Here is a 16,393-nt window from a genome sequence, read left to right as displayed (position 1 = left end):
TGGATGATATTTCTTTTCAGTACGCTGCTGCTGCTCGGAGGCTGCCAGAGTGCCGCCAGCCCAAGCGGGCAACTGCAGCCGGCACGTGATCTGAGCGCAACGGCCCGCGCTGCGGCGCAGAAGGCGATCCCCATTGTGGTGATGTTCGAGGCGCGCTGGTGCGAGTTCTGCCATATTCTGCGCGAGGAGGTGCTCGACCCCATGGCGGACAACCGCCAGGACTATGAAGGCCAGATCGCCTTTTTCCGCCGCATCAGCATCGACAGCGACACGCCGCTGGTGGATTTTGACGGCCACACCACCACGCACCGCACCCTCGGCGAACGCTACGAGATCGACGTCACGCCCACCGTGCTGATCTTCGATCCAGCCGGGCGTGTGCTCAAGCGCATTGTCGGCCTGCCCGGCGGCACGGTGGAAACATACAGCGACACCCTGTTTGCCGCCATTGAAGAAGCAACCGAAAAACTACGCAAAGGAATGAACCCCCATGAGTGATACCGCCGCCAGCAAGGAAAAGCTCTCCTCCGCCCGCCTGACCGAAGCTACTGATGCCTTTGTGGAGCAGTTTACCGCCTCCATCGACTTCGACAAGCGCATGTATCGTCAGGACATTCAGGGCTCGCTGGCCCATGCGAAGATGCTCAACAAGGTGGGCATTCTCACCGATGAAGAGCTGGCGGATATCGAACGCGGACTGGCGCAGATTCAGCGGGAAATCGAAGCAGGCGAATTCCAGTTTTCCGTGGCGCAGGAAGACATTCACATGAATATCGAGGCGCGGCTGACGCAACTGATCGGCATTACCGGCAAGAAGCTGCACACCGGCCGCTCGCGCAATGACCAGGTGGCCACGGATATCCGCCTCTATCTGCGCGACGAGATCGACGAGCGCGTGCTGCCACAGCTCAAGCGCCTGATGGAAGGGCTGATCGAGCAGGCCGAGCGCTATCACGACGCCATCATGCCCGGCTTTACCCACCTGCAGACGGCGCAGCCGGTGACCTTCGGCCATCATCTGCTGGCGTGGTTCGAGATGCTCTACCGCGATGCCGAGCGCCTGTTGGATGCCCGCAGGCGCATCAACACCTCACCGCTGGGCTCTGCAGCGCTGGCCGGCACCACCTATCCCATCGACCGCCATTACACCGCAGAGCTTCTGGGCTTTGAGCGCGTGGGCGAAAACTCGCTGGACGGCGTGTCCGACCGCGACTTCGCCATCGAGTTCACCCATGCCGCCGCGCTGCTGATGATGCATCTGTCGCGCATGAGCGAAGAGCTGGTGCTGTGGGCCAGTGCGCAGTTTCAGTTTATCGACCTGCCGGACCGCTTCTGCACCGGCTCGTCCATCATGCCGCAGAAGAAAAATCCGGACGTGCCCGAGCTGGTGCGCGGCAAGTCAGGCCGCGTCTACGGCCACCTGATGAGCCTGTTGACGCTGATGAAGTCGCAGCCGCTGGCCTACAACAAGGACAACCAGGAAGACAAGGAACCGCTATTCGACACGGTGGATACGGTGGTCAACAGCCTGATCGCCTTTGCCGACATGGTACCGGCAATCCGCTTCAACCGCGAAGCCGGCTACGAGGCGGCTCGGCGCGGCTTCTCCACCGCCACGGACCTGGCGGACTACCTGGTGAAAAAGGGGCTGCCCTTCCGCGATGCCCACGAAGTGGTAGGGCAGGCGGTCGCCTATGGAATTCGCCACGGCAAAGATCTGTCGGAAATGTCGCTGCAGGAACTACAGCAGTTCGAACCGCGCATCAAGGCGGATGTGTTCGACGTGCTCACGCTGGAAGGCTCGGTGGCGGCGCGGGATCACTTTGGTGGCACAGCACCCAGACAGGTGCTGGCTGCAGCGGGACGCGCCCGTGAGCGCTTGCAGACGCTCAAGACGGCGTGACGCCTGGCGGGCGAAGGTTGCGGCGGCAGGCTCGTTGAACGGGAACAGCGGCTTTAGCTTGTCGCTGCCTGCGCACCCTCGAGATAACGGGCATCCACCACGCGGTTGCGCCCGCTCTCCTTGGCCTTGTAGAGCGCTTCGTCCGCCAGCGCGATCAGCGCGTCTTCGTCGGCCACCTCCAGCGCCGGATAGCCCGCCACCCCAAGGCTGACAGTCAGATGAATCTGCTGATCTCCATGTAGCAGCAGGGTTTCGGTCACCTTGTGACGCAGACGCTCGGCGACTTTAACCGCATCATCAATCGCCGCGCCCGGCAGCACGATCATGAATTCCTCACCACCATAGCGCACCAGAATGTCGCCTTCGCGCAGCACCGTCTTGCCCAGTTTGACCACCAGCTTGATAGCACGGTCCCCCACCGGATGACCATAGGTATCATTGATTGACTTGAAGTGGTCGATGTCGAGCATAATCAGTGCCAGCGGCGTTTTACTGCGTTGCGCCCGCCCAAACTCTTCATGCAGACGCTGCATGCCAAAACGCCGATTGTAGATCCCGGTAAGCCCGTCCAGCACGGCGATGCGCTGAATTTCTTCATGGGTGAGGGCATTGCGAATCGCCAGTCCCAAGCCTTTTTGCAGCAGAGACAAAATGATCTGTTGCTTTTTCTCAAGCGGCTGTAAACGCGCCAAGACCAATGCCCCGATGCGCATGCCCTTGAACTCGATCGGCAAAATATCCACAAAGCGGGGCTGAACCGTAGCCAGCACGGCATCTACCTCCACATCCAGTGGCAACTCAATCGACTCGGAACGGCCTTTTTCGACCGCCTCGATCACCTGCACCTTGTTAACAAGCCATTCAGGATGGTTAATTCCGGAAGCGTACACGGTTTTGAGTGCATCTTGCTGATTGTCATACACAATAATCGCCATGCCATTCGCCAACTGATAATCGCGCAGAATGTCCATGACCTCTTCACCCAGCGCTTTCAATTCCAGCGTGGAGTTGACCGCAGCAGAAAAGCGCTGGTAACTGTGCTGGATCTCCAACGATTCCCGCAGCGTCTGCACTAGTTTGTTGAAGGCGCCGGCCACCTGTCCCAACTCATCACGAGACCGAATGTGCACGACACATTCCTGCGCCTCGAGACAGGTGTCCATTTTTTTGCTTTTGCTGGCTTCACTGGTCATCTGCTCATCCAGCCGTTTGCGCACCGTGTCCATTTTCTCGCCCAACTCCTTGAGCGTCGGGCGCGTTACAAAATGCACCAGCCCGAAATTCAGCAGCCCCATCGCCAGACCTGCCATGATCGACGCGCCAAAAAAGAGCGGGGTCATGACCTTTTCCTGCGGGATGCCGAGCAGCACGATAAAAAATGGAAAGATCAGCCCGGCCAGAAAACCGGTTATCATCATCCAGATGAACTGATCCCGTAAAATGCTGTTGCTTAGGCGCGGTATTTTCACAGGCTAATCCTCGTACTGGATGACCGAGCGCACGCGCATGCCATGCCACTCAAAATCGTTCAGGGCCTTGAGATCCACCAGACAGGCCAGTCCGACCACTTCGTAGCCGACCTGTTCGCACAGGTCGGCTGCCGCCTTCATGGAACCGCCGGTGGCAATCAGATCGTCGCAGATGATCACCTTGCCGCTGTCCCCTTTTTGCATCTGCAGTTCATCGCTGCCATACTCCAGCCCGTAGGCAATGGTGGCACAGACGTTGGGCAGCTTGCCCGGCTTGCGTACCTTTACAAACCCCTTGCCGTGCTTGTAAGCCAGGGCAGAGGCAAAAATGAAACCGCGCGATTCGATACCCACCAGATGGTCCACCTGCGCCCATTCGTCAGGTGTGAACAGGTCACTCATGGCATCGATGGTTTCGCTAAACTTCTGCCGCAGCAGGGGGGAAACATCACGAAAAAGAATGCCGGACTTGGGAAAATCCGGCACATTGTCGATATACTGAGCGAAGGGATGCATCTTTATCTCTCCCTGAACAAAATGTCACTGGCATTGTATTACATAGGTTGTTACAACACTACCCACCATGAAACCCATCGAGAACGATTACGAAGAAGCGCTGTTCCACACTTTGGCTCCGATCGCTCAGAAAGGCGCAGAGGAGGTTTTTGCCACCTGGACGCTCTCGCAAATGCTGGAAAGCTGGTTTGAAGACAAGACACCAGAAGAGTTTCTGAAAAGAGCGGGGATTCCACCACGGTTCTGGCACAACATGCTGCGTGCCGCACTGGTCGCCAAGGTTTCCTATATTCGCCCTGATAACCCGCAGCTGGACAAGGCAGCGCGCACCTGGTTGATTGCGCTCGCTAGCACACTGATCAGTATGCCGATGAAAGACTACACCCTGCCAGAAATCGTGCAAAGGATACGTATCAAGTACCCCGTCCTGTCAGAGTGGATGGTCAAAATGGCCACTGGCATCAAGGCTTAATGACGGTTCCATCAGACAGCATAATCGACTCAAACCTATAAATGCGATCCTTGATGTCCTGATACTGACTTTCGTCATACGCCTTCAGGGTGAGCACATCGTCTCCTGAGCCACCATTGAGCTGCGCATCGCTATCGATCATTCCGGCAACTTCGAGGGTGTCGTTACCACTGCCCATATCGATTTCGCCACCGTTCTTGATAGCGCTGACCGTCAGCAGGTCATCACCCACTCCCATTTCCACTCGTACCGCATCCAGCTCTTCGGTAACGAGAACATCGTTCCCGCTGCCCATGGATACCTTCTCGGTAGCAATGTTGTGAATATAGGCCACATCATCCCCGTCCGCTGTATCCATTTCCGCAAACAGACTACCGCGCACCACGATCAGGTCGTCTGCATCGAAGGTGTTCAATTTGCAGCTGGGATAAACATTACCGCCATACCCAATGGGATAGCCTGCTCGAGTTGCCGTGTCACTACCAATCTGATCGATCAGCACGAAAAGGGCTGCACCAGGCAATTTGGCCTTTTTGTGGTCATGTCCCTTTTCTTTCTTGCCATGATCATCGTCCCTGTCATCATGGTCCTTGTCGCCGTGGTTTTTGTCGTCGTCATCCCCATGTGCGACACCGAAGGGGGACGGGAAGCTGACACCGCCGAACCAGTCTCTCCAGTCATGGTCATTATGCTTGGCCTTGTCAAACTTCAGCTCGGTCGCACAATTGCCCAGCACCAGAAGGGTTGCGACTTTCGCTTTCTTGAATTCCACCTTCGCCTGCTTTGACTTGTGTTTTGAGCGCTTTACCTCGTGTCCAAAAGCGATGCCCTCCATGAGCCCTTTCTGATCCTCCATGACTTTCTGGCACCAATCCCAGTGGTGGTATTTGGGCTTGTCATGGGATTTGACCTGCTGCACGCCCCCCAGCGGACCCACCACTGCCAGCGTCTGCACATCGCCTTCCATCTTGATCTTGTCGTGCAGCACGCTGTAATCCTCATCCTCGACGGGATCCGCATAGAGGTAAACAAAGCCGTTGCCATCCTTGATTTCGGCTTTCTTCACGCTCAAGGCATCCTGATCTCTCACCAGCAGATCCGTAGCGACGGATTTACTCTTGAAGTCCTGCAGTACGAACAGGTTTGCTTCCTTGTCATGGTGCTCATCATGATCTTTATGGCCGTGCTCATGCTTATTGCCGCCGTCATCATCATTTCCTTGCGGCATACCATCATCTTCGGTGAAACGCACCGACTCAATGCTGTTCAGCCAAGTGTCACGCTGGGTAGCCTTGTGAATGACATGATTTCGCCCCCACTTTTTCTCTACCGTGTAGTCCGATGATTTTCCGCGGAAATACACGATGTCTTCTCCATTACCACCATTTATTTCCGTAAAGCCATATCCAGCCACAATGACATCATCGCCCTGTCCCGCGTTAATCTTTGTCCACCCTTGCGCTGAGTTGCCTATTGCAAGGTAATCATCACCCTCCCCCAGATTGATCTCAGAAAAGCCATCCCCGGCAGTAATGCGATCGTTACCCTGCCCTGCATCGATTTTGGCATAGCCTGCACCCGCATCGCCAAGGCTGGCACAGTCATCTCCTTGATCCAGCAGAATTTGGGTACTCCCATTACCTGCGATAAGTTTATCGTTCCCCTGACCCATGTTTATTTTGTCGAACCCATTGCCGACCTCTAATGAATCATCTCCTTGACCCATGTCAATTTCGGCATACCCCGCCCCTGCATCAGCTGCCTTCAACCGGTCATTCCCCTGGCCGAGAAGAATTTTGGTACTACCACTTCCTATTGTTACCTGATCATCGCCCTCACTGCCGTCTATATAATCCCAGCCATCGCCAGCCTTTAAATAATCATTTCCCTGTCCCAATAAAATTTTTCCATAACCCGCCCCGCCATTCCCAATGGTCAGCTGATCATCGCCACCATAGAGATAGACTTCAACCCATTTGTTTCCGGCCACAACCCTATCATTTCGGGACGTTCCCTTGATGAGATGCCAACCCGACGGCTTATCCCCAATCTGTGTAGCGCCATCGGTGGGTGGAAGTTCAGGCGCCTGAAGCCCCGGACAGCCGCTCACGGTTTCTCCGTCGGCTTGCGGCAACAGTGCATCGCCGCAGATGCGCACTACTTGCTGGCCTTCAATGGCATGCTTACCATCAAGTTTAATTTCTCCGGGCACAATTCCTGCGATCACCATCTCTGTCAAACCGGATTTCAGGTCAATCTTGCCAAAGGCCGATTTCTGCACGTACACATATTTCTCATCATGTTTCTTGTCTGATTTGATCTGCCCCTTGTCCAGCAGGTGGCCAAGGAGCTGAATCCCCAGCCAGTCATCCAGTTTGAAATGCGCGTTCAAATCACCATCAATGACCTTTACATCACCACTGTCCGTATCGGCAATGGCGGCGGGCACGGTTGCGCACAGCTCAAGATCCAATAGCGGGGTTTCTGCCTCGGCCAGTTTCTTGTCCAGTGCGCCCAGAAAATTAACCGTAGCCTCCTTTTTGGCCTCATCCATGTTGGAAGCCAGCGTGACAGTTTCAATACCTGCTTTCAGGCTTTGGGCAAACAGACTCTGCAGATTCGAAACCACCTCTTCCGTCTGATTCTCTTCGTGCGTAAGCGCTGGCCTGCGAATCTCGTAACCACTGATGGTAATGAGCTGATCGTCAAAGAATGGATCATCGGTGCGCTCGTGGGAAACGAATATGGCATCGCCATCGCAGTTTTCCTGCTCATCAGCCGCGAGGGTGCTGCACTGGGCACCGGCATTTGAATTTTGTGCCAGCACGACCACTGAAATCTGACTTGCGACCACCACACCTGACGCGGCATCCTTTACCGTCAGGTTCTGACTGTCTGCAGCCATTGCGGTCGGAGGCGTGTCATTAAGAAATGCCGGTGGACCATATTTGCAGTTATCCAGAGTATCTCGCACGCTGTCTGGCTTGCAGTTACAGAAAAAGCTGGAGGAGTAGCCGGGGTCGCAGATTTCAGCTGCTTTGGTTACGCGCTCATTCAGGTGATATAGAAATACATTGCGCCATGCATCCCTCACCTGGCTAATACTCAAGCCAATATCCTTGTAGGGAACCTTGCCTTCTACAGCCTTGCACGTATGGGGGGTAGTTGTCGTATCACGGTCTTCCACGCCGTCGCCGTCAACATCAGGGCAGGGAAGGAAGTTGTTGATATTTACATACGTCAGTAGCGCCTGCTTGGTGTAGTCCAATGCCTTGCTCGTTTCCGCATGACGATTGGAGTCCATAATGCTTCCGAAGCCTGCAAAACCGGCACCCAGCAACAGACTTACAATAACAAGAACCAAAGCAATTTCTACCAGGGTGAACCCCTGAAGTACTTTCATCCTTTTCATAGCTTCCCTCCCCGCACCAGTGCCGCTTTTGCCGTAAAAACATCGATCCATATCAACCGATCACCAGACTCTTCCATTTTTTCATAATCGATCTGGAATGTTTCATCGTGATCACAGTTTTCCTGTTCAAAATCACTCAAGTCAGCAGGACAATTTTCATTCCATGTGTACTGACCATTAACCCCATAGGATGCAATCATGGCCACAACCGCACCTCCAATCTGCTCACCTGATTCATCAAGCACTTTCAGGTTTTTATAAGGGGTTGCCGAAGGGTTATCGTTGTAGCCGACTGGCGGAGTAAACCAGCTGATATAAGGCGGTCCCACCTGCAACCCCGCTCCTTCCAGCAGATTTTTAAAATCCGCGCCCGTATTGATTTCCTGTTCTGCAACTTCAAGTTCGCCCGTACTTTGATTTTTGACCAGACAGACACAGTCATCCGTCAAACCAGCCTGAGGCTTGCAGGTACTCGGGTTCAGCGTTTCATTCGAGTTGCGGGCGCAGTACAGGAATCCGGTAGAAGGACAAAGCAACAGGCGGTTCTGGTTGCCCAACTCGTTACCAACATGGACCGGATCGCCGGGTTTGGCAAACAGCGATGCCGTTTCACATACGTCGGTTACCCGCGTTTTTTTGGTAGCACGTCGGTTAACGGCATAGGCGAAGGGACTCTTCCACGGATCAGTCGCAAATCCCAACGCGAGGTCTCTATAGGGCAAATAACCATAACTTTTCTTGCATGTACTAATCCCATTGGATTGCTGCTTGCGATCCTGAAGACCATCTCCATCCACATCCGGACAGGGCAGCACACCATTCACTTCCAGATAGTTGAGCATATGCTGTTTGATCGAGAGGAAACGATGCAGGTTTTCCTGTTTTTTCATAAGCACAATCTTTTTTGAGTAGAGCGTCGACAAACCGCTAACCAGCAGCGCCATAATCAGCACGCTGACTACCGCCTCGATCAAGGTAAATCCATGTTCTTTTATACATTTCTTGCTGCTCGGCATCGACAGATTCTCATTCAAAATAATTTTCACACCACCAGATTTTATCACTGACAGGTATTCTTCTTCATGCACAGTCTGCCAGACTTTTCCAGTAGGCAGCAGCAGCATACCGGCCCTTTTTCTCGAGCAAGCGACTCAGATGTTCCTTTGCCTGGGGATGACCACGCATGGCAGAAAATTCAAAATACCTGAGCGCACTCGCCAGATCGCCTGCTTCCTGGACATATTTGCCTAGGTTAAAGGCAGCGTAGACATTGCCTTTCGCCAACGCCTTTCTGAACAATGACACGGCCGCCTCAACCTTACCCACATCAAGCAACAACACGCCAAGATTGTTCTGCGCACGAGAATAGCCCTGCTCTGCCAGCATGGCATAGCGTTTTTTTGCTTCCGCAACTTCACCGGCATTTTCAATATCAACCGCCTCCATAAATCGGGCATAACAAATGCCCGCTTCTGCAAGACGCGTTCGCGCATCCAATTCATCTTCCGCAAAGACCTGTGGCCTGTTTTCTTCGTATCGCCACACATCCAGGACAACCTGCTGCTCGATGATTTTCAATACGTGACGTAATGTCGGGCGCTGGTTTGGATCAACAGACGACATGGCCAGCAGCAGGTGCTGCAACCATGGCGACAGATGCGCAATCGCAGATCGATCGCGAGGCCACCAACGTAACTTCACCATATTCAAGAACGGTGTATCGTCATCCATTCCCTCAAACAGGTGTCTTCCCGTCGCCATTTCCCATGCAACCAGTCCCAGCATGAAAACCTGACCCTGCTCGTCTAAATGGCCATCCATGCGTTCGGGAGGGGCATATTTCTTATCGCCCACATAATGCTCCCAGTGATACCAGCTCCCGGGACGGTTACACTCTGTCAGATCCAGTAGCTGAATCCGCCCCTGCGCATTCATCAGAATATTTGCGGGCTTGATGTCACTGTGAATAACTCCCCAGCTGTTCAATGTCATAAGGGTCGTGGCGATTTGCGTCATCGCATCCACGATCGTTTTTTCCGGCCAGGGTTCACCTTTCCGTTGCTTCAACCATTTTCGCAAGTCGCGTCCATGAGCATCTTCAAATAGCTGCAAATAACCTGAGCCTGTTTTTCGCACTTCAAGTAGACGAGGAATACTTTTGAGACCTTTTTTCACGCCCTTACGATAGATCTCTTTCTCCCTGCCAAAATCATGCAGACTCTTTATGCAGGGAAAATAACGGACCACCACCGGGCGCCGGTGGTTCTCTTTGACATATAACGCCCGCCAGCATGCGCTATAAGCACCCTCGCCAAGTTTTTCCCGTGCAAGGATATCGGGCTGCGGTGGAAACATAATCTACTCCGATAAAAAACAGCCCGCTTTGAGCGGGCTGCAAATTCATCCATGTCGACTACATCTTCCACACTCAGTTATCAGTAAAGTCGACCTTGTTATCATCGACCTGGATGGTCAGCTCGTCCGTGACCGAATCGATCAGAACGGTGACATCAGTCGTGCCATCACCATCTTTATCGACTTCCACGGCTGTCGCATCATTTTGACCATCATTATCCGCATCTTCCGGGTTCAGCTGGAGATACTGATCGAGTGTATCACTCTGACCAATATCAAGAACTTCGCTCAAATCAAGCACATCTGCCGCAGCATCGAACCCTTCCCCACGCAGATCGACCTGACCATCGTCATTCTTATCGTCCACGTGGTAGATTTCCACACCATTCTCATCGCTCTCCAGCCAGTACTCAGAAGCCTGCCCTTGCGGCGCACCGGTTGCCTGGGGATCCACCTCCATTACATACTGGCTGATGACGTGATCATTGCCTGCCGTGACGATTGCCTGCGCAGTCAGAACGAACGGTGCCGTATCTGCCGGCACACTCAGATTGAGCTGTGCATCAATCTGCGTTGCCTGGCTGTCATTGGACGTCAGCACCCATTCATCGCCTGTCTGCGAGAGGGAGTAATGTTGGACGTCAGCATCCGCCAGCGTCAATTGGGCGCCACTCGGGAGTCCAGTAATATGGATGCTCAGCATGCCATGATCCGTATCGCCCTGCATGGCTGCATTGATTCTGACGGGATAAGCCGCTTCACTTTGTGGTGTACCCTGATCCGTAAAGCCAATATGCTCCACTTCTTTGACTACAGTTGTTTCACCCGTTGCCTTATGTACAACTTGATATTTATTGCCAACTTGGGTGACCGTGTAATCCTGTGCATGGCCTTTGAAATAAAGGGTGTCTTCTCCTCCACCACCTTTGATTCCTTTCCAGCCATGATCAACGATAAGGGTATCGTGGCCACCACCTGCATCTATTTTGCTCCAGCCCGTACTCGGCGTACCAATATCGAGGCGGTCTGCACCATCACCCAGCTTCACCTCACTGAAATCATTACCTGCAATAACGGTGTCGTCACCATCGCCCGCATCAACCTTCGCATAACCCTGGCCGGCATCGCCAATGCTGGCCTGGTCATTGCCATCGCCAAGCTTGACACTGGTGGCACCATCAGCCAACTGGAGCTTATCGGCACCATCACCCATGTCAACTTCATCAAAGCCGGCACCAGCAATAATACGATCGTCACCCCCGCTTGCATCAATCTTCGCATAACCCTGACCGGCATCGCCTATGCGGGCCTGGTCATTGCCACTGCCAAGCTTGACACTGGTGGCACCATCAGCCAACTGCAGCGTATCGGCGCCATCACCCATGTCCACTTCATCAAAGCCGGCACCAGCCTCGACATGATCATCACCCTCGCCCGCATCAATCTTCGCATAACCCTGGCCGGCATCGCCCAGCTGGGCACGATCGTTGCCACCGCCAAGATAAACTTCCTTACCACCTTCCGCGGCGATGAGATTGTCTGCGCCGGAGCCCATATCGATCTTCGCCCAGTCCTTACCTGCCTGAACCCGATCATCACCACCGCCGGCATCAAGTTTGACGTAGCCGGTGTCTCCATCTCCAATGCGAAGCTGATCATTGCCGCCGGAAAGCTTAACCTCCTCCCAACCATTACCCGCTTCAATGACATCCGCATCGGATGTGCCAGACAGGATTTGATAACCCGCAGGCGCATTACCGGCCTCCTGAGCACCAGTTATGTCCGGTGTTTGCGGGGCATGCGGTGTGTCAACACTGAAGGAAACATCCCAATGGGGTGCTCCGTCTCCGGAAGCACCACCTGTTGTAACGGTCGCCTCATCCATGGATACGGTAATGGTGGGCGGCTGAAGCCTGTTCGTGCTCTGATCCTGAGAACCTTGATCCTGAGAACCTTGATCCTGAGAACCTTGATCCTGAGAACCTTGATCCTGAGAACCTTGATCCTGAGAACCTTGGTCCTGAGAGCCTTGGTCCTGAGAGCCTTGGTCCTGAGAGCCTTGGTCCTGAGAGCCTTGGTCCTGAGAGCCTTGGTCCTGAGAGCCTTGGTCCTGAGAGCCTTGGTCCTGAGAGCCGTAATCGTTAGTGACTGTTACCTGTTCGCTGTCATCATTACTGGCATCCTGGTGCAAGTCACAAACATCTTCGCCTGTAGCCCCTTCGCTAGAAACGGCTGTCAATGTGAGCGAGAAATCACCTGCACCGTCCGGGACTTTCAACATCCAGTTATCCTGCAGACTTTGTGCATTCTGGTCTATTGGAACTATCGCAGTACCGTTGTTCACAGTCACGGGGTTCCCCTGACCATCAAGCAGCAAGGCACCATCGGGGATATTGCTTATGGTGACACTGGTAAGATGCTCACTGCCATCCGTGTCGGTCACCGCTGCGGACAGATCCACCTTATAGACCTGATAACCTGGGTCCACCTGAATGGAGTGGATCAGGTAATCATCGCCTGTATAGGGTGCTGAAAATACTACCGTATCGAATGCTTCTCCATTGGCTGGAGCAAAGGCATAGGGTCCATCAACCGTATCCGTCTGATTCGGATCATAGTGATCGATGGATCCTACCAACTGCTCCTCACGATAAAAGTCGATCTGAGCGTGTTCACCATCACCATCGCCATTGTTATTTACGCTGTGAATCCATGCCAGTTCAACAGCAATGCTGTGAACAGGGCGATCAAAGTTCACTTCAATTTTTTCAGACGTGTTATCAGTTGCATCATGGCTTAATTCAACATCAGCACCCGGGTTAGGCCCATTATTTTCACTTTGGGGGAGACCTTGTACGCCAAAGCCATCGTGGTCGGTGCCAGACACAATCGAAATGTCAGCAGGCGTGCCATCCTGATGGAAGGCCCTGACAGTGAAGCCCTGTCCCTGGGTAGTGACGTTATTGATGTCGATCGTATCAACGCCTTGTAGCGGTGTTACATCAATATTGACATTCGGCGTATCTGCAACCGCCTTCACATTCAACGTAACCGTATGGGCGCTGGACCAGTCCGAGCCATCAGAAACGCTGAACTGGAAGCTGCTGTCTGCATCGGTGTTGTTAGCCGGATTAAACACCAGTTTTCCAGCCTGAATATCTGCCGCACTGATTTCAGTGCCCGCTGTGACCGCTTGATCATTCAGCAGCAGCTGACCATTGGTCGGCAGACTTTCAATTTTTACCGCTACAAGCTGATCACCATCAGCATCACTGAACTGGCCAAAGTCATTGAGTGTTAAGGTGTAGGCATTATCTTCACAGGTAATAACGTCGTCGTCGGTCGTTTCCGGAGCAGTGTTGTCATCCGGATAGTTGTCATAGGTGTTCAGCGTGCATCCGCCAATATCCAGTGTGAATGCTGCAACATTGGAGTGCTTGGTACCATCGAATACCTGCAGCTCAATGTCACGGGGAGTGCGATCAGCGCTGCTGCTTTCGAAGGTCAGGGCCTGCAGTGCCGCCTCATAGTCCTCAACAGAAGCAGACCCGCTCAAGGTAACCTGCAATGCACCATTACTATAGTTACTTGTGAGCGTCACGCCTGCTGGCAGGTTGTCAGCCGTTACCGTATCCTCGGGTTGAGCATTGGTAATAGTCATTGTTGCGGACTGCAGGTTTTGGTTATCAACATCCTGCAGGTCAACATCACTGAAAATGTGATTACCTTCCGACAATGTCTGACATGCATTGATGGTCAGAACCACGTCATCATAGTCCTGATCGGTTCTATTTTCCGGCAGGTCTTCAAAGCCAATAGTCAGGCTGCCATCATCGTTCACACCAATAATGGCATGGTCACGACCATCCGTACTCAGATTATTATCGGTGTAATAGACCTTGCTGGCTTCAATCGTCTGACTGCTGTCATTGGGGTTGACAAAGGTGATCTTGCCGGTTGAAGGATCAATCTGCGGCTGCCAGCCATTGTCAATGGCGTTCTTGATATCCGCGTTCCTGTCGGAATAGCCATTTGGAATAATGAAGAAGCCGACCTCATGGCTGAGGTTATTCAGCGTTCCCAAGTTAATAGGATTTGAGTAGTAATCAAACCCTGGATCATTATCACTGTGAATGATCTTGGTATCGACAATATTGCCATTTTCATCCTTCTCGTAGAACCCAATGACGTTGAGATAGCCAGCTGTGCCGCCCCAATAATTGACGGCCATGCTGCTATTACCATTACCCATATCAATGCGGATATTGCCATTATCCTCATTGAATAGCAGATCCGGATTATTCTGATTAATAAGCATATCCGGTGTGAGGGTGTCCGGCGCACCATCATGGTCCGTATCCAGCAATCCATCAACCTGGTGATACGGCTGATCATTTTCGCTAACACTTACAATCTGCGGCGCATCGTCACGACCTTCTACCGTTATGCTCAGACCGGCACTGGCTGTATCACCATTGCTGTCCTCAACGGTATAGGTAAACGGTACCACCTGCTGATCGCCAACATTGAGAGAATCAGCTCCAGTTTCATTTACCGTAAAGGTGTATGCACCGGTGTTATTGATGGCAAGCGATCCATACTGAGTTGTGATAGTGAGATCACTGCCATCACCCGGTACCGAATAGGTTTGACCATCATAGGTTACCGCTGTGACCTTAAGGTCTGTGCCAGAGTCATTACTCAGCACATTGCCCTGCGCTGCCTGCCCATCATCGCTTTCATCCTCAGAGGCAATATACTCACGTCCTTCTTCAGTGGCAGTCGCCGCGTCATCCTCACCTCTCAGAGTAGAGGCATTACCGCGACCAATAACCGTAATGGTTGCCGTAGCTACACTGTCTCCATCCGAAGCAACATTGGCGCCTTCATTGCCAGGCAGGTTTAGCGTATTACCATACTGATCCTGAATGGTATAAGTGAAATTCTCCTGCACAACTTCACCAGGATCGAGATCAGCCGTGGCGGTATAACTAAACTGACCATTCTGATTAATTGTCAGTGTGCCATAGGTCAGGGTAACCGTCGCATTTCCATTATTGTCAAAACTCAGCGGCTGACCATTTACCTCAATGACCGAAATTGCGTCGCCATCTGGGTCAGAGTCGTTATAGAGGACACCATGAATGCTATCGTTCAGATCAGCAGCCGTATCCAGCGTATCTCCTTCATAGACCACATAAGGACCATTTGCTTCAGCAGGCCCACTGCCATACAGGGACTGAATGAAATAATCGGAACTATCCGTCGAGGACCCGGAGCCATCAGCATATTCACGAGCCTCAAGACGAATTTCATTGAAGACCTTGTTGCCAGTATTAATATCCAGCGGTGTGGTGACATTGGCACCTCCCGCACCTTGGACATCGCCCTCGGCAACAACCTGACCATCAAGCATCGCATACCAATGCGCAACTTCACCGCCCTGTTCATTGCCGATGAGATGCCCCAGTTCCAGATGAGCCTGGTTCAGATTACCGTTAAACTGAATCTGAATTGCCTCTGACTGGCCGGTTGTAGAGTCATACTCAATCTGCTGAGTTGGCCAGCCCGTTGTTCCACGCGGAGAACCATCCACACCCAGCTCATAATCATCATTAGGATCACTGTCAACAAGCGGACTGCTGCCAGAGGGCAGAGACTGCACTTCATCATCGTCTGCAGTTACTGCACCCTCAGTCCCATCTGCGTTATACGCTTTGATAACAACCTGTTGACCAGCACTGTCCAGATTCGTCCAGTCCGCCTTACCGTGTTCGTCACCAGTCCATGTATAACCCTGAGATGTAAAGTGCGCATCACTGGTTGAGATATTACCCAACTCAACGAAATAACCAGCCCCTTGATCCGGGTCGTTATTGGCTTCCGGCGGATCGTTCTGCGGGTTGACGGTGAGGTTCACCGTGGCTGTGGCTGTGCCGCCGTTGCCGTCGCTGACGGTGTAGGTGAAGCTGTCAGGCCCGTTGTAGTCACCATTGGGGGTGTAGGTGAAGGTGCCATCGCCATTGTCTACCACGGTGCCGTTGCTCGGCTGGGTGAAGCCGGTGATCGTCAGCGTATCCCCGTCGATGTCGCTGTCGTTGCTCAGCAGATCAGCCGCGCTGATGGTCAGCGCAACGTCTTCGTCGGTGCTGAAGCTGTCGTCTACCGCAACCGGCGGATCGTTCTGCGGGTTGACGGTGAGGTTCACCGTGGCTGTGGCTGTGCCGCCGTTGCCGTCGCTGACGGTGTAGGTGAAGCTGTCAGGC

Annotated in this window: 9 protein-coding genes; 3 read left to right on the top strand and 6 right to left on the bottom strand. The window is 53.1% G+C overall.

The annotated features are described in order from the left end of the window. The first annotated feature begins 3 nt into the window (after positions 1 to 3). Together BUQ81_RS00050 and argH are read left to right on the top strand one after the other, a co-directional pair. Positions 4 to 498: a thioredoxin fold domain-containing protein gene (locus BUQ81_RS00050; RefSeq protein WP_074200366.1), complete on the top strand. Its 495-nt coding sequence runs from the start codon at positions 4 to 6 to the stop codon at positions 496 to 498. Beyond that, positions 491 to 1,903, top strand: a complete 1,413-nt coding sequence (argH, locus tag BUQ81_RS00045) for an argininosuccinate lyase (protein ID WP_074200365.1) — start codon at positions 491 to 493, stop codon at positions 1,901 to 1,903. Before BUQ81_RS00050 ends, argH begins: the two co-directional genes overlap by 8 nt. Positions 1,904 to 1,956: 53 nt before the next feature. On the opposite strand, the gene BUQ81_RS00040 is transcribed toward argH, so the two are convergent. Further along, entirely contained in the window at positions 1,957 to 3,372 is a 1,416-nt protein-coding gene (locus BUQ81_RS00040; RefSeq protein WP_074200364.1) for a sensor domain-containing diguanylate cyclase, read from the bottom strand. A gap of 3 nt (positions 3,373 to 3,375) precedes the next feature. Next, positions 3,376 to 3,888, bottom strand: coding sequence for an adenine phosphoribosyltransferase (locus BUQ81_RS00035; RefSeq protein ID WP_074200363.1), 513 nt, complete (start codon positions 3,886 to 3,888; stop codon positions 3,376 to 3,378). A gap of 67 nt (positions 3,889 to 3,955) precedes the next feature. Between BUQ81_RS00035 and BUQ81_RS00030 the strand changes: the two genes are divergently transcribed. Further along, a complete protein-coding gene (locus tag BUQ81_RS00030) occupies positions 3,956 to 4,360 on the top strand; it encodes a hypothetical protein (RefSeq protein WP_074200362.1) in 405 nt (134 codons plus the stop codon). On the opposite strand, the gene BUQ81_RS00025 is transcribed toward BUQ81_RS00030, so the two are convergent. The 4 genes from BUQ81_RS00025 to BUQ81_RS09030 all read right to left on the bottom strand — a co-directional run. After that, positions 4,350 to 7,772, bottom strand: coding sequence for a calcium-binding protein (locus BUQ81_RS00025; RefSeq protein WP_159432237.1), 3,423 nt, complete (start codon positions 7,770 to 7,772; stop codon positions 4,350 to 4,352). The genes BUQ81_RS00030 and BUQ81_RS00025 overlap by 11 nt on opposite strands. Next, a complete protein-coding gene (locus tag BUQ81_RS00020) occupies positions 7,769 to 8,896 on the bottom strand; it encodes a type II secretion system protein (protein WP_074200360.1) in 1,128 nt (375 codons plus the stop codon). Before BUQ81_RS00020 ends, BUQ81_RS00025 begins: the two co-directional genes overlap by 4 nt. After that, on the bottom strand, positions 8,853 to 10,127 hold the full coding sequence (locus BUQ81_RS00015) for a Sel1-like repeat-containing protein kinase family protein (protein ID WP_074200359.1): 1,275 nt from the start codon (positions 10,125 to 10,127) through the stop codon (positions 8,853 to 8,855). The genes BUQ81_RS00020 and BUQ81_RS00015 overlap by 44 nt, the downstream gene beginning before the upstream one ends. 73 nt (positions 10,128 to 10,200) lie before the next feature. Continuing rightward, positions 10,201 to 16,393 (bottom strand): tandem-95 repeat protein (locus tag BUQ81_RS09030; RefSeq protein ID WP_143598429.1); only part of this gene is annotated, 6,193 nt, incomplete at its 5' end.

The sequence above is a fragment of the Sulfurivirga caldicuralii genome (genome assembly GCF_900141795.1).
Lineage (GTDB): Bacteria > Pseudomonadota > Gammaproteobacteria > Thiomicrospirales > Thiomicrospiraceae > Sulfurivirga > Sulfurivirga caldicuralii.
This window is presented reverse-complemented; position numbering and strand designations above follow the sequence as displayed.

What these genes read in the sequence shown, in the direction of transcription:
- BUQ81_RS00050 (WP_074200366.1), top strand. Translation starts at nt 4, where the DNA reads ATGATATTTCTTTTCAGTACGCTGCTGCTGCTCGGAGGCTGCCAGAGT.
- argH (WP_074200365.1), top strand. Translation starts at nt 491, where the DNA reads ATGAGTGATACCGCCGCCAGCAAGGAAAAGCTCTCCTCCGCCCGCCTG.
- BUQ81_RS00035 (WP_074200363.1), bottom strand. Translation starts at nt 3,888, where the DNA reads ATGCATCCCTTCGCTCAGTATATCGACAATGTGCCGGATTTTCCCAAG.
- BUQ81_RS00030 (WP_074200362.1), top strand. Translation starts at nt 3,956, where the DNA reads ATGAAACCCATCGAGAACGATTACGAAGAAGCGCTGTTCCACACTTTG.
- BUQ81_RS00025 (WP_159432237.1), bottom strand. Translation starts at nt 7,772, where the DNA reads ATGAAAAGGATGAAAGTACTTCAGGGGTTCACCCTGGTAGAAATTGCT.
- BUQ81_RS00020 (WP_074200360.1), bottom strand. Translation starts at nt 8,896, where the DNA reads ATGCTGCTGCTGCCTACTGGAAAAGTCTGGCAGACTGTGCATGAAGAA.
- BUQ81_RS00015 (WP_074200359.1), bottom strand. Translation starts at nt 10,127, where the DNA reads ATGTTTCCACCGCAGCCCGATATCCTTGCACGGGAAAAACTTGGCGAG.